Genomic DNA, 13,195 nt, shown 5'->3' with positions numbered 1-13,195 from the left:
CGGTCGCCGCGGGGCGCGACGCTCCCCGGTACCGGGGAGCGTCGCGGGAGAGTGACCGGAATCTCCGACCGGTTGCCCGCCTCCGGCTCGGGAGGCCAGTGGCGTGTCGGTGCCACAGAGGCCGGCGATGACAGTGGGACGGCCGGTCCGGCCGACGCGAGGAAACCGCCGACCGGACCGGTCCCGCTCAGCGCAACGGGGTCGGCGACGCCGTCGGTCGGCCCGGCACACCGGGCGGGCCCAGCGAACTCGACGGGCTTGGTGAGGCGGTCGGCCCGGCCGGCACACCCGGTGCCCCCGGCTTGCCTGGCACGCCGGGCGGAGTCAACGGGGTCGGCGAGACCGTCGGCCGTTCCGGTACGCCGGGCGGGCCCGACGGACTCGCGACCCCGCCACCGGGGCGGGGCTCGACAGTGGGCACCGTGGTGGGCGCGGACGGGGTGGGCACGGGTGGGCTGGGCACAGCCGCTGGTCCGGCCGGGCTGGGCACGGCCGGGGGAGGCTCGTCCGACCCGGTAGCGGCCAGGGCGAGCGGGGTGGCGATCAGGATCGCCGCGAGGGTGCTCACCGCCCCCACCGTCACCGTGGCGCGACGTCTGTTGCGCACCCGCCGTTCCGCTCGGCTCAACTGGTCATGCACGATCGGTGCCTCCTCGGCCAGGTCGGTGAGGGTGGAGCGGATGAGGTGCTCGAACGGTTCGGTCATCGCCGTACCTCCAGCCTGTCGACGTCCGGCAGCAGGTCGCGCAGTCGTTTCACCGCTCGGTGGGTACGGCTGCGTACGGTCCCCACCGAGCAGCCCAGCAACTCGGCCACCCGGGCTTCGGGCAGGTCCTCGTAGTAGCGGAGGACCACCACCGCCCGCTGGGTCGGTGGCAGGTGGCGTAGCGCGGCACGCATCGCCAACCGCACGTCGGTGCCGCTGCTCGGGTCGCCGCCGACCGGTTCGTCGGCCGGGTTCAGCGGTGTCTCCCGCCACCGGCGGAGTCGCCGCCACCAGCTGATCTGCTCGCGGTACATCACCACCCGCAGGTAGCCCTCGGGGTCGGCGTGCCGAATGGTTCCCCACTTCGGGATGGCCCGCGCCAACGCCGACTGGAACAGGTCCTCGGCGGCGTTGCGGTCCCCGGTCAACAGATAGGCGACCCGCATCAGCGCCGGAGTCCGGCTGCCGACGAACTCGGCCAGCCGCGCGCGCTCGTCCTCGTCCACCCACCACCCCCGTTTCGTTGTCACAGATACAGACGCCCCAGGTCATCGTCGCTATCCACCATCGGTGAGGTTTTTCGGCCCGAAAGTGTCGGTCGTGCCGGGTAGCGTCCGGCCACCAACTGAAGAAGGGGTGCGGCGGATGACGAGCGTGGCGGGTTGGGCGGCGGCGTCGACACCGGGTGCGTTCCCGCCGCTGCCCCGCGCGGTGGCGCAGTCCTTCTACCGCCGGATGCGAGCCGTCGCGCCGGCCGCCGTGGGCGCCATCGAACGGGACCGGGCGGGCGACCCCGAGCAGAGTTTCCCCGGCACGGCCTGCGGCCGGTTGGCCGGCTCCCTGGACGACGCTGGCCTGCGGGCGCTTGGGATGTGGACGCACCACTGGTGCATGCGTTTCTACGACGACGACACGAGCGTCGGCCGGCGGTTGATCCGCGAGATCGCCGCGCGGCCGGGGCTGGGCTGGACGGCCGACGAGGTGCGTTGGATGCTGCGCGAGTCGGTCTCGGTCGGGCCGGCCGCCGCCGACCGGTTCACCCTGCCCCGCGCCGCCGCCGGGCAACTGCCGCCGGTCGACCGTCGGGCCCTGGGTCATTGGCCCGAGGTCGAGGTGCCCCGCCAACGGCGGCCCGACCAGGGTAGTTGATCATGAGGCTGGCGGGGTCCGACCACCACCCGCGGGTGGCGGTCGGACCCCGCACCGAGCGAACCGGAGACCGGCTGCGGCAGGATGGACGCCGCACCGCCCCCGACGGAAGGACGCCTCGATGCCGGCCAGCGAACCGACCATCATCGCCACCAGCATGGGCTTCCTCCGGGGCGACCGGGGGCCCTACGACCTGCGCCCCAGCCCGGTCTTCGAGCTGGCAGCCGAGTTGGCCGAGGCCGGTCCGCAGCCGCGGGTCTGCTACCTCGGGCAGGCCGTCGGCGACCAGCCCACCTCGCTGACCGCCGTCTACGGCGGGTTCGCCGACACCCGGTTCCGGCTGTCACACCTCGCCCTGTTCCCGATGCCGAACGTCGAGGACGTCCGCGCCCACCTGCTCGCCCAGGACGTGCTCTGGGTCGGCGGCGGCAGCGTTGCCAACCTGGTAGCGGTGTGGCGGGTGCACGGGCTCGACGAGATCCTGCACGAGTGCTGGCAGGCCGGCGTGGTGCTGGCCGGCGTCTCCGCCGGCTCGATCTGCTGGCATGTCGGCGGTGCCACCGACAGCTTCGGCCCCCGGCTGCGCGGCTTCACCGAGGGCCTGGCCTGGCTGCCGTACGGCAACGGGGTGCACTACGACAGCGAGGGCCAGCGCCGCCCGCTCATGCACGAGCTGGTCGGTGACGGCACGCTCCCCACCAGCCACTGCACCGACGACGGCGTCGGTCTGGTCTACCGGGGCACCCAGCTGGTCGAGGCAGTCGCGGACCGCGACGGCGTCTCGGCGTACGAGATCAGCCGCGGCGCGGACGGCAGCGTCCGGGAGGCGGTCATCGCCCCCCGCCGGCTCGGCTGAGCGTCACGCCTCCTCGACCGGCTGTCGGCGGCGCAGCACCGCGTCGAAGACCTGGGCCAGCTCGGCGGCGTCCTCCCCGGCGTGATGCGTGTGCGGCATGTCGTGCAGGCCCAGCTCGTGCTTGATCGTGTCCTGGCGGGTCTGGGCCCACTTGCTGCCGGTCAACCCCATCCAGTAGCTGCGGAGATCAACGCCGGAGCCGGTCGCGCCGAACGGGCTGTGCCCGACGAAGCGGACGAAGTACCAGTGCACGAACATGCCGTCCCAGACGGCCGGGGCGGCGAGGAAGACCGGACGGCCGACCCCGCGCAGGCCGTCGACCCAGGCCGCCGCGGCGGACATCGCCTCCTGCGCGGTGGGTGCCTCCCGCAGCAGCCGGTCCCGGTCCAGGCCGGAGACGGCCAACGCCGCCGGGACGAACTCGTCGGAGATGGGACGCAGCTCGGTGTAGAAGGTCAGGTCCGGGCGGCCGGCCACTGCCATGCCCAGCGAGATCATGCTGTACGGCCCGGGGATCGGCCCGTCCGCCTCCACATCGACGGCGATGTACAGGTCAGGCAATGTCGAGGTCATCCCACCTCCAGCAGCGGACATCGAACCGGGAGATTAGCAACGTCCGACAGGGCCCGGTGGGAGCGACGATCGACCACCGGCGCGGCGGCGAATTGGAGCCGCCTGGACCGTCCCGGCCGGGACCGGCGTAAGCTGGCCCGTCGTGAGTCTCACCATCGGCATCGTCGGCCTGCCCAACGTCGGCAAGAGCACGCTTTTCAACGCGTTGACCAAGAACGACGTGCTGGCGGCGAACTACCCGTTCGCCACCATCGAGCCCAACGTCGGCGTGGTCGGGCTTCCCGACGAGCGGCTGGGCAAGCTGGCCGAGATCTTCTCCTCGCAGAAGGTGCTGCCGGCGCCGGTGTCGTTCGTCGACATCGCCGGCCTGGTCCGCGGCGCGTCGAAGGGGCAGGGCCGGGGCAACGCCTTCCTGGCCAACATCCGGGACGCCTCGGCAATCTGCCAGGTCGTCCGGGCCTTCTCCGACCCGAACGTGGTGCACGTCGACGGCAAGATCTCCCCGGCCGACGACATCGAGACGATCAACACCGAGCTGATCCTCGCCGACCTGCAGACCCTGGACAAGGCGCTGCCCCGGTTGGAGAAGGAGGCCAAGCTCCGCAAGGACCGGGCCGCCGCTGTCGCCGCAGCGAAGGCCGCTATCGAGGTGCTCGACGGTGGCACCACCCTCTACTCCGGGGCCGCCGCCGCCAAGATCGAGCTGGAGCACCTGCGCGAGCTGCACCTGCTCACCACCAAGCCCTTCCTGTACGTCTTCAACGTCGACGAGGCCGAGCTGGCCAACGAGACGTTCCTCGACGAGCTGCGCGCCCTGGTCGCCCCCGCCGAGGCCATCTTCATGGACGCCAAGATCGAATCTGAGCTGGTGGACCTGCCCGAGGAGGAGGCCCGCGAGCTGCTGGAGTCGATCGGGCAGAACGAGCCCGGCCTCAACCAGCTCGTCCGGGTCGGCTTCCGCACCCTCGGCCTCCAGACGTACCTCACGGCCGGCCCCAAGGAAGCGCGCGCCTGGACCGTCCCGGTCGGCGCCACCGCCCCCGAGGCCGCGGGCGTCATCCACAGCGACTTCCAGCGCGGCTTCATCAAGGCCGAGGTGGTCTCGTACCACGACCTGGTCGAGCACGGTTCGATGTCGGCGGCCAAGGCGGCGGGCAAGGTCCGCATCGAGGGCAAGGAGTACGTCATGCAGGACGGCGACGTCGTGGAGTTCCGCTTCAACGTGTAGTCGATCTCCTGATGCGCAGGTCAGACCACCCGGAGCGCGCCAGCGGTCCGCGAGGAGTCCGCCAGAGCCTCCAGGATCAGCGAATCGGCAGCCTTGCGAGTGCGATCCTCGGCGGTCGGCCAGAGGTGCGCGTACGTCTTCAGGGTGACCGTTGCACTGCGGTGACCCAACGCCCGCTGGACCGTCACCACGTCGCAGCCCTGGGCGATCAGGCCCGAGGCGTAGAAGTGGCGCAGGTCGTGCAACGTCGTGTTCTCGACGCCGGCCGCCCGGCAGGTCTTGCGCCACCAGTAGCCGATCGTGTTCTGGTGCATCGGGTCGTCACCCTCACCGAGGAACAGCCACCGCGGGCCCTTCTCCGCCACCGAGGTGGCGTGCACCGACAGCTCCTTCACCAGGGCGTCAGCCAGGTAGACCGCCCGCTCACTCCCGTACTTCGGTGGCGTGATGATGACCGTGCCGCCCGGGCCGCGCTGGACCTGGCGGGTGACCTGGAGCGTGCGGCGAAGAAAGTCGATGTCGCCGAGCTGGCCGCCGGCAGCCTCGCCCAGGCGCAGCCCGGCGAACGCCGCGAGTGAGATGAACGTCCGGAACCACGGGGGCGCCGCACCTAGCAGTGCCCCCACCTGAGCCGGGGTCGGGATCTCCATGGCCACGGCCGCGCGACGGGCACGCGGCAGGGTCACGCCCTCGCTCGGATCCCTGACGATGACGAGGTCACGAACCGCCGCCCGGAGCACTGATCGGACGTTGTTGAACCGGGTCTTGATCGTGCTCGCTGCGAGGCCGCGCGTCTGCAACGTCTTGATCCACGTCTCGATGTGCGACCGGCGTAGCGCCTTCATCGGCACGTCGCCGAACGTCGTGCACCGAGCAGCCAGCCGCATCGCCTTGTCGGTGCCGGCCGCCCACAACTGCCGCTCGGACCACTCTCCGAAGTAGCGGGTGAAGGTGACCAGGCCGGCCCGCGGGTCGACGTACTGGCCGGTGACCGATGCCGCCGTCACCTCGTCCAGCCAGCGCTGGGCGTCCACCCTTCGATCGAAGTGGCGAGCGTGCTCCTTGCCGGAATCGTCGCGGTACCGGGCCCGGTACTTGCCGTTCGGCCGCTTCTTGATGCTAGCCACGCTGGCGTTCCTCGTACTCCTGGATCATCGCCTCCATCGCCCGCCGCTTCCCGACCGCAGTCCGGCGCGCCTCGACGAACTCGCTCAGCAGCGCGTCCTGCTCCAGCACCACCCGCTCCCACTCGGCGGCGGTCCGCTCATCCTCCGCCTGGAGCAGCTTCAACTGCCCCAGCGCCCACTCGTATTCGCTATCCGTTAGCGCCGGCAGCGTGCCGGAGTAGGTCTGGAGATCGAGCCCGAGCAGCTTCGCCAGTGCGGTGACCTCGTTGAATCGGATCGCTCGCTCGCCGCGCTCCAGCCGCGCGATGGCGGTCTGATGCAGGTCCAGTCCTGCCTCGTCTCGCAGATGCCGCGCTAGCGCCTCCTGACTCCACCTTCGTACCTCGCGTGCCTCGCGGACCTGTGCTCCGAACTGTTGCTCCGGCGTTGGCGTGTCTGTATGCGTCACGAGCATGACTCTAGATGCGCCCGAAGCTTGACGGCAACTGTTGGTCGTGCTTGAGTTCATGAGCAAAGCGCATTCCCGCTCATGCGGCAAACGCATTGGAGTCGTCATGGAGAAGTACCTCACCACCGAGGAAGTCGCCGAGGTCGCCCGCACGGCCCCGAGCACCGTCCGCTACTGGCGGCACATCGGCAAGGGGCCTAAGGGCATCCGGCGGGGGAAGCGGGTCCTCTACGCCGAGAGTGAGGTCAGCGCCTGGCTCTCCGAAGGCGATGAGTCCAAGGCTGTTGCCTGAGATGCCGCAGACACACAGCCGCCCCGCGGTCAACGGGGCGGCGGCGGAGCAGGTCGGGCAGACCGGTAGTCAGTCTACGCACGAGACCTGGCAGCGCACCAGCGGCGGGAATGCCCCATCCCGGCCGGCCCGTCCTGTCGGCTTGGTGGCATCCGTGCTGGCCTCCCAGCCGTGGTTTCGCGCCGGCACGTTGGAGCAACGCCGCATGCTCGTCCAGGGGGTCCAGGAAGCTGCCAGGCGGGCGCACGAGCGCAGGGCCAGGGTCAAGGCACACCCCGACCTCGCGGCCCGGCTCTGCCGCTCCCTGGGCTACACCAGGTTCAACCAGTGGAACGGCTTCGTGCCGCCGGCCCGGGACGCGTCCGGCCAGCTGAACCCCTACCCGGTGCGCGCCGAGCTGCTCGCGATCCTGCGTGCCGTCGCCGAGCGGGAGGCGGAGCACCAGTGACGAACCCCCGGTGGGCATTTGAACGCGCGGTGCTGGCATCCAGCCTGCCGGCACCCGCGCGACACATCCTGCTCACCCTTGCCGTGGTCGCCGACTGGCCGTCAGGCGTCACTCCCGCCGAGCACACGCCATCGCTGACTCGGCTGTGCACGATCACCGGCCTCGGCCGGTCGACTGTGGCCCGGGAGCTGAACCGGTCCGAAGAGCAGGGGTGGGTAGACCGGATGCGGCCGGCGATCGAGCGTGCCCGACGCGAGAAGGACCGAACCCGCTACCGGCTTCACGCCCCCTCCGCTAGTCCCACAGCGGGACTAGTCCCAGACAGGGACCAACTAGCTAGTGCCACACAGGGACTAGCTAGTCCCACAGCGGGACCAGAGCTAGTCCCACAGTGGGACGGGGCTAGTCCCACAGCGGGACACAAGCCAGACCGCTCCCAGACCAACCAGACCGCAGCACGAGCGAGCGCGGCTGAAGCCATCGTCATCGAAGCCACCGGCGCCACCGCCGACGAAGCCCGAGCCGTCATTGCGCTGGTCGAAGAGAACGACAAGCCGAGGTCCCTTGGAGGCTTCCTGCGTCGCCTCGCGGCCGACGGTGACCTGACAACCCGCCTGGACAAGATCCGCGCCGTACGGCAGCGACAGGACGTGTCCGCCGTCCTCACCGCCGCCCGCCAGGGTCCGCCCTGCGTGCACGGCGAGGCCGGCGGAGCCAGCAACCACCCCACCAGCGGGGAGCCCATCTGCGCGCTCTGCCGCGTCGCCCTCAGGAGGAACAGCGCATGAGCAGCCAGCCGCAGCCCGGGAACCGCGTCGAGATCTGGGAGACGGTCGCCGTCACCGCGCTCCCCCTCGGTTGGCGCAACGTCTACAGGTACCCCGACGGCACGGTGACCACGGATGCCTGCCCGGCCATCCTGCTGCAAGAGCACCGGGGCGACGCGATCTATCAGGACACGAACCGGAGCGGGCAGCTCGAAAGCACGAGCCGTGAGGTCAAGTGCGAGCCGCCCTACAAGACCCGGGCGATATACGCCACCAACGACGGCGGCGGATGGCTGGATCCCGTCGATGGCATCGGCAACTACATCGCCACGATCGCCCCGGATGAAGATCCGAACGACTACGCCAAGCCGGCAACCCCGCCCGCGTGACCCGCTCGAAGCCCCGTACGCGTCGCGGCACCAGCCGCGGCCAGGGTCCATCCGAACAGGAGAGCCGTGACACCCCTCCGCTACGACTTCCCCCGCCGGATGCGCGGACTGGCCAGCGCCGAACGGGAGATCACCCGCCTCGGACGGTCCATCGCCGCCGCCAGGGAACGCCGGGAGAAACACACCCTCGACTACCTCGAACGGCGACTCCGCAGAGCCGAACGGGCCTACCGCCGGCTGCAACTCCACGAAGGGATCACCACGCCATGAGCGACCCCACCGGAGACGACGGGATGCGCGACTTCACCCGCCAACTCTTCACCGAACACGAGGACGACAACTGGCCCACGGCGGGCGCCACGCCGGCCGAGCCGGCCCAACCCAAGCCGAGCAACTACGTCCCCCGCGAAGGCTCGACCCCCAGCTCGTCCGGTGGCGACTGGGAAACCCGCCAGTGGGTTGACCACCTGTTCACCCACTCCGGCGTCCTCGGCTGACAGCCCCGCCGACCCCAACACCAGGCACAACCCCGACCACCCAAGGAGCACCACACGCCATGAGCAGCCTCATGAACACCAACGCGGCACTCAGCCTCACCCGGCAGCACTTCCGCACCCTCGGCCTCGAGCTGCCCGGCACGCTCACCGCCACCCTGACCGAACTCGACACCGCCCACGCCCGAGCCGCGAACATCCGCCGGCCCGGCGCCCTCCGCGCGGCCGTCCTCGACGCGCTCATCGCCGACCAGGACCCCGCCGACGACCCGACCGTCCTCACCGAACTGGCCCGGCAGCAACTCAGCGACTCCTACGTCATCAGCGTCCTCGGAGAAGAGATCGACGTGCGGCGCCGCGCAGCCCTCGACGCCAACGCACCCGCCATCCTCGACGCCCTCAAGTCCGCCATCGTCGAGGCCGACAAGGTCATCGCCGCCGCCCGAGAGATCGTCGGCGACGACCTGATGCTCACCGACCCCGACGCCGTCAGCAAGCTGCGGCCCCACCAGCTCACGCCCTGGGCGACCGCCCGTGAAGCCTCCACCCGGGTGGAGCTCGTCATGCAGTGCTGGCTCCTCATCAGCCAGAGCGCGCGGCTGGTCAGCATCGACCTGAACAAGAAGGCGCTCATCCTCGCCGACCTCACCGCCGAGCAGCTCGACGACCTCGGGTACCGGCCCAACCCCAACCAGGTCATCGGAGCAGGGCACCGACTCAGCCTCGCCACACCCGAGACGTACATCGAGCGGTGCAACGCCGTCGACCAGCAGCGGCGAGAAGCCGCGGTGCTGCGCGAGCAGGGGCAGCGCAACGCGCACAAGTCGATGCCCGCGCAGCCCACGGCACCGGCCGCAGCGTGACCCCTGACCCCCTGCCCAGGGTCCCCCTGGGTGGGGGGTCTTCCGCACTTCCCGGCTTAGGCGGCTTCTCTCTCCGGGCTTTTTTCCACACGGGGAGTGCGGCTGCTGGTTGGCCCGCTGGGGGCCGTTCTGGGGCCTGGCGGGGGTCGGTTCGGCCCCGTTGGGCAGGGACGCGCTCAGCGGGCCGCACCGACGGGGGCGGGGTGTTTGCCCAGTTCACAGGTTCGTTTCGTTACGACAGGAGGTCTCGGGATGACTGCTCCGGACGCGCCGGACACGGTGGCCGCTGCTGAGTTGGTGATCGCCGTTCTGGATGGGCGCCCGGTGGTGCCGTTGATCGACCCGCAGCGCGCGGGGTCGCTGATCTCCGGTCTGCTGTGCCTGATCGCTGACCTGGGCGAGCACATCACCGGCCCGGCCGGCGCGGCCCAGTTCCGCGCCCTGTTGGCGGACTACCAGGCCCGGCAGCGTCTCGCCGGGATCTTCGCACCGACCGACTGACCACCACTGCGCCCGCAGGAACGAGTCATGAGGGATGGCAACAGAGGCAGGGCAGGCGTACGTATCGATCGTTCCGAGCGCGCGGGGGTTGGCCCGCAGCTTGCGCAAGACGTTTGAACAGGAGTTTGACCGCTCTGGCGTTGAGCGGATGCTTGAGCAGCAGTTGAGCGGGCTGAAGGCGCACGTGTCGGTGGTGCCCGAGGTGGACCAGGTCGACGCGGTGGTCGACGTGCGGGCGAACACGGTGGACCTCCGGGACCAGGTGGCCACGGCGGTTGGTCGGGTGGAGCGGAGCCTGACGGCGGACATCGTGACGCAGCCGGCGGGGTCGCGGGCATACGAGCGGGACCTGCGGACGCAGGTCCGCGACGTGGCCGGGCGGGTGAAGGCCACCGTTGAAGTTGACGTCGATGTCGACAAGCCACTGCGGTCGGGGGAGCTCGACGACGCCGGGAATTCGGTGGGCCGGTCGCTGGCGAGCAGCGTCACCTCGAGCATGGCCAGCGGGATCTCGTTGGTGCCACCGCCGGTGCTGTTCGCGGGTGCGGTGGCCGCCGCTGTAGTGACCGGCCCGATCATCGGCGCCGCGCTCGCCGGTGGCATCCTCACTGCGATTGGTGGCGGCGTCATCGGCCTTGGCATCGTCGCGCTCGCTGACGACCCGCGGCTGAAGTCGGCGGCGTCGGACTTGGCGGCGACCATCAAGGGCACCTTGGCGACCGCGGCGGCGCCGCTGTTGGGTGAACCGGGAAAGCCAGGTCCGCTGCTTCAGGCGATGGACATCCTGAAGCAGTTGGTCATCGACATCGGGCCGAGCTTGCAGCAGATGTTCGCGGCGATCGGCCCGTACATCCCTGGGCTGGCGGAAGGCATTGCCGCGTTCGTGAAGGAGGCTATGCCGGGCCTGGTCGAGGCGGTGAAAGCTGCCGGGCCGATCCTGGAAGTGATCGCACTCAACCTGGGCCCGCTCGGCCAGGCGCTGGGCGGGTTCCTGCGGACCATGGCAGAGCTGGCTCCGGCTGCCGCCGATGCTCTGAACGTGATCTTCTTCCTGCTCAACCAGGCCATCGGGTTGGCGGCAACGGTGATCTACACGGTCGGCGCGGCCTTCAGCGGCTGGTTCCAGAACCTCAAGGACGCGGGCGACAACATCGCCGCAGCCTGGGAGCGGATCACGGGCATCTTCTCCGGCGGGACGGGCAGCGTTAAGCAGATCATTGAGGCGTTCATCGGTGCCACCATCCGCCTGTTCTACGGCCTGTGGGGCAAGCTGACGGGCGGCGCGAAGGGCGCCCTGTCGTCCGTAGCCAGCACGTTCGGCGGCCTGCCCGGGCGGATCCGTTCGGCGGTCGGGAACCTCGGCAGCCTGCTCTACAACGCCGGCCGTAGCGTCATCCAGGGCCTGATCAACGGCATCCGGTCGATGTTCTCGTCCTTGCAGTCAACGCTCGGCTGGGTGACGAACGCGATCCCCGACTGGAAGGGCCCGATGGACAAGGACCGGCGGCTGTTGGAGCCGGCCGGCACCGCGATCATGGGCGGTCTCATCCGGGGCATCCGGGGTGAGCTGCCCGCCCTGCGGTCGGAGCTGGGATCGGTGACGGGCCTCATCGCCGGTGCGCCGCTGGCGGCCACCGCTACCGGCGGGTACGGCCTGTCGACGTCGGCGACTCCGGCGCCGCGGTTGTCCGTCGAGTGGGTCGGCGGCGACGGTGACCCGATCATCCGGGCCATCCGAGAGAACACCCGCATCTACTACGGCGGCAGCGCGCAGGCCGCGATCGGGACCTGACTGGCGTAGCGCTAGCCCCTGTACCACTCGCCTGAGAGCCCCGTGTGGCGGCCTGTACCGCGTTCTGGGTGTCGAGTGGTACAGGGGCTAGTTACCTGCCCAGACGGGCTAGGGGAGGGCCTAGCAGTAGCCCTAGGTGGGGCTAGCGGTGGCGACCTGTACCACGCGGCCCGGGCCGCAAAAATGGCGGGTTTTTGCGGCCCAGCCAAACCGGCCAGGTGGCCGCAGAGTCGGCCGGTTTGTGCCGGCCATTGTGCTGCGTCACCGCGCACGTCGCGCACTGCGCGGTGACGCACCTTGCGCAGCGCGCGACCAGCGGTTGCGCACCTTGACGCACCCTGACGCACCCCGCCGCGCAGCTGCGTCGCGCACCTCCGCGCACCCCTGCGCGGGCGGTGCTCGTCCGCCGTCAACCAACCATCACCCAGGCCGTCACTGACACCGTCAGGACGACCGTCAGACGACCCGCCAAGAAGGTGTCAGGACGCCGTCAAGTGACGGTCGCCGTGATGGCCTGGGTGCCGTGCTCTTCCGCCTCTTCCGCCGGAAATCCGGGGCTCGTCTTCCGGTCGCTCTTCCGCTTCCTGGGGGCGGAAATTTCCGCCTGCTCTTCCGCCCGGAAGCGGGGCGACTTCACGCACTTCACGGACTTCACGACTCGGCCCGCGGTGCCCTCCAACGCGCGCGTGTGTACGCGCGCGAGGGGCCGTGAAGTGCGTGAAGTGAAGTCCGTGAAGTCTGGCTGTCCGGACCGTCCGCACGACCCCGGCCCGCCGCTGGTAGAGGCCCGTACGGATGCTCGTCCGTACGGCCCCGTCCGGACCGTCCGGACACACGCTCGGTGAAGTCTGAACTCTGCACTTCAGACTTCGTCAGGGGCCGTCCTGAGCGCGGAGACGCCGCGAAACTCTGCACTCTGCACCCGACTCTGCAATCACGGTCGGTGACTTGGAGGCTGGGAGCCAACCCGCCAAATGGCGTGCTCCCCCCTTAGGGCGTGGCGACCTCCAACCCGCCAAGTTGGAGACTTGGAGCACCGACTTGGAGCACCTGCCAGTGACGTTCGGTAGACGTTGGCGACCCGCCATCTTGGCGACTCCTGGTAGGCTCGCGTCCATCGCTGTGGACGCGCCCCCCGGGATCACCGAGGGGCGTTCGTCGTCTCCGGGCACGGCCGGTCACCAGCCGTCCGCCAGCGCCACGTGGCGGCCTGGACGCGCCATCCTGAGGCGATAGCGCGCCCTGCCGGCCGGCGCCGGCCTTCCGCTACCGATAGCGCGCCGGCTAGCGCGCCCTGACGCGTCGTGAGCTGCTCGGGCACCGGTGGATAGCGGATAGCACCGGCTCACCGCTGAGCCGCTCGTGAGCCGCTTTCCGGCTCATGCGCCGGCTCACGAGCGGCTCACGAAGGTAGCGCGGGCCGCGCTACCGGTAGCGCGGGCGCTACCTGCGCCGCGACTGTTCGACCTGCGGAAACACCCCGAGGTAGCGGGTAGCGCCGACATGGCGAGACCCCCGAAAACCCGGGGAATCGGGCTGTCAGGGGTCTCTGGTGCCGCTAC

The 13,195-nt window shown here is 70.3% G+C and carries 16 protein-coding genes; 11 read left to right on the top strand and 5 right to left on the bottom strand.

Annotated elements, in window-relative coordinates:
* Positions 1-187: 187 nt before the first annotated feature.
* Positions 188-706, bottom strand: coding sequence for a hypothetical protein (locus MED01_RS10425; RefSeq protein WP_238668306.1), 519 nt, complete (start codon positions 704-706; stop codon positions 188-190).
* Positions 703-1,212, bottom strand: coding sequence for a SigE family RNA polymerase sigma factor (locus tag MED01_RS10420; protein WP_238668305.1), 510 nt, complete (start codon positions 1,210-1,212; stop codon positions 703-705). The genes MED01_RS10425 and MED01_RS10420 overlap by 4 nt, the downstream gene beginning before the upstream one ends.
* 139 nt (positions 1,213-1,351) lie before the next feature.
* Here MED01_RS10420 and MED01_RS10415 point away from each other — a divergent pair, with 139 nt between their 5' ends.
* Together MED01_RS10415 and MED01_RS10410 are read left to right on the top strand one after the other, a co-directional pair.
* Positions 1,352-1,855, top strand: coding sequence for a hypothetical protein (locus MED01_RS10415; protein WP_238668304.1), 504 nt, complete (start codon positions 1,352-1,354; stop codon positions 1,853-1,855).
* A 121-nt stretch (positions 1,856-1,976) separates the two neighbouring features.
* The gene (locus MED01_RS10410) at positions 1,977-2,711 is read left to right on the top strand and encodes a Type 1 glutamine amidotransferase-like domain-containing protein (RefSeq protein WP_238668303.1); all 735 of its coding nucleotides are present in this window, start codon (positions 1,977-1,979) and stop codon (positions 2,709-2,711) included.
* 3 nt (positions 2,712-2,714) lie between these two features.
* On the opposite strand, the gene MED01_RS10405 is transcribed toward MED01_RS10410, so the two are convergent.
* On the bottom strand, positions 2,715-3,284 hold the full coding sequence (locus MED01_RS10405; protein WP_238668302.1) for an exonuclease: 570 nt from the start codon (positions 3,282-3,284) through the stop codon (positions 2,715-2,717).
* Positions 3,285-3,426: 142 nt separating this feature from the next.
* Between MED01_RS10405 and ychF the strand changes: the two genes are divergently transcribed.
* Positions 3,427-4,512, top strand: a complete 1,086-nt coding sequence (gene ychF, locus MED01_RS10400; protein WP_238668301.1) for a redox-regulated ATPase YchF — start codon at positions 3,427-3,429, stop codon at positions 4,510-4,512.
* Between the two features lie 20 nt (positions 4,513-4,532).
* Here the strand turns inward: ychF and MED01_RS10395 are convergent, their stop codons facing one another.
* Both MED01_RS10395 and MED01_RS10390 read right to left on the bottom strand, forming a co-directional pair.
* A complete protein-coding gene (locus MED01_RS10395) occupies positions 4,533-5,639 on the bottom strand; it encodes a tyrosine-type recombinase/integrase (RefSeq protein WP_238668300.1) in 1,107 nt (368 codons plus the stop codon).
* Positions 5,632-6,087, bottom strand: a complete 456-nt coding sequence (locus tag MED01_RS10390; RefSeq protein ID WP_238668299.1) for a helix-turn-helix domain-containing protein — start codon at positions 6,085-6,087, stop codon at positions 5,632-5,634. Before MED01_RS10390 ends, MED01_RS10395 begins: the two co-directional genes overlap by 8 nt.
* A gap of 106 nt (positions 6,088-6,193) precedes the next feature.
* Here MED01_RS10390 and MED01_RS10385 point away from each other — a divergent pair, with 106 nt between their 5' ends.
* From MED01_RS10385 to MED01_RS10350, 8 genes are all read left to right on the top strand, one after another.
* On the top strand, positions 6,194-6,379 hold the full coding sequence (locus tag MED01_RS10385) for a helix-turn-helix transcriptional regulator (protein WP_238668298.1): 186 nt from the start codon (positions 6,194-6,196) through the stop codon (positions 6,377-6,379).
* A gap of 145 nt (positions 6,380-6,524) precedes the next feature.
* A complete protein-coding gene (locus tag MED01_RS10380; RefSeq protein ID WP_238668297.1) occupies positions 6,525-6,827 on the top strand; it encodes a hypothetical protein in 303 nt (100 codons plus the stop codon).
* Positions 6,828-7,611: 784 nt separating this feature from the next.
* Positions 7,612-7,983: a hypothetical protein gene (locus MED01_RS10375; RefSeq protein ID WP_238668296.1), complete on the top strand. Its 372-nt coding sequence runs from the start codon at positions 7,612-7,614 to the stop codon at positions 7,981-7,983.
* Positions 7,984-8,049: 66 nt separating this feature from the next.
* Positions 8,050-8,253, top strand: a complete 204-nt coding sequence (locus MED01_RS10370) for a hypothetical protein (RefSeq protein WP_238668295.1) — start codon at positions 8,050-8,052, stop codon at positions 8,251-8,253.
* Positions 8,250-8,480, top strand: a complete 231-nt coding sequence (locus tag MED01_RS10365) for a hypothetical protein (protein ID WP_238668294.1) — start codon at positions 8,250-8,252, stop codon at positions 8,478-8,480. Before MED01_RS10370 ends, MED01_RS10365 begins: the two co-directional genes overlap by 4 nt.
* A 59-nt stretch (positions 8,481-8,539) precedes the next feature.
* Positions 8,540-9,340, top strand: a complete 801-nt coding sequence (locus MED01_RS10360; protein WP_238668293.1) for a hypothetical protein — start codon at positions 8,540-8,542, stop codon at positions 9,338-9,340.
* A gap of 252 nt (positions 9,341-9,592) precedes the next feature.
* On the top strand, positions 9,593-9,841 hold the full coding sequence (locus MED01_RS10355) for a hypothetical protein (protein ID WP_238668292.1): 249 nt from the start codon (positions 9,593-9,595) through the stop codon (positions 9,839-9,841).
* Between the two features lie 148 nt (positions 9,842-9,989).
* Positions 9,990-11,633 (top strand): phage tail protein, encoded by a 1,644-nt coding sequence (locus MED01_RS10350; RefSeq protein ID WP_238668291.1) that lies wholly within the window; start codon positions 9,990-9,992, stop codon positions 11,631-11,633.
* Positions 11,634-13,195: the final 1,562 nt, after the last annotated feature.

Source organism: Micromonospora alfalfae (assembly GCF_022230925.1).
In the GTDB taxonomy this organism is placed as follows: Bacteria; Actinomycetota; Actinomycetes; order Mycobacteriales; family Micromonosporaceae; genus Micromonospora; species Micromonospora alfalfae.
Note: the sequence above shows the minus strand (reverse complement) of the source record. Positions and strands in the feature narration are given on the sequence as shown.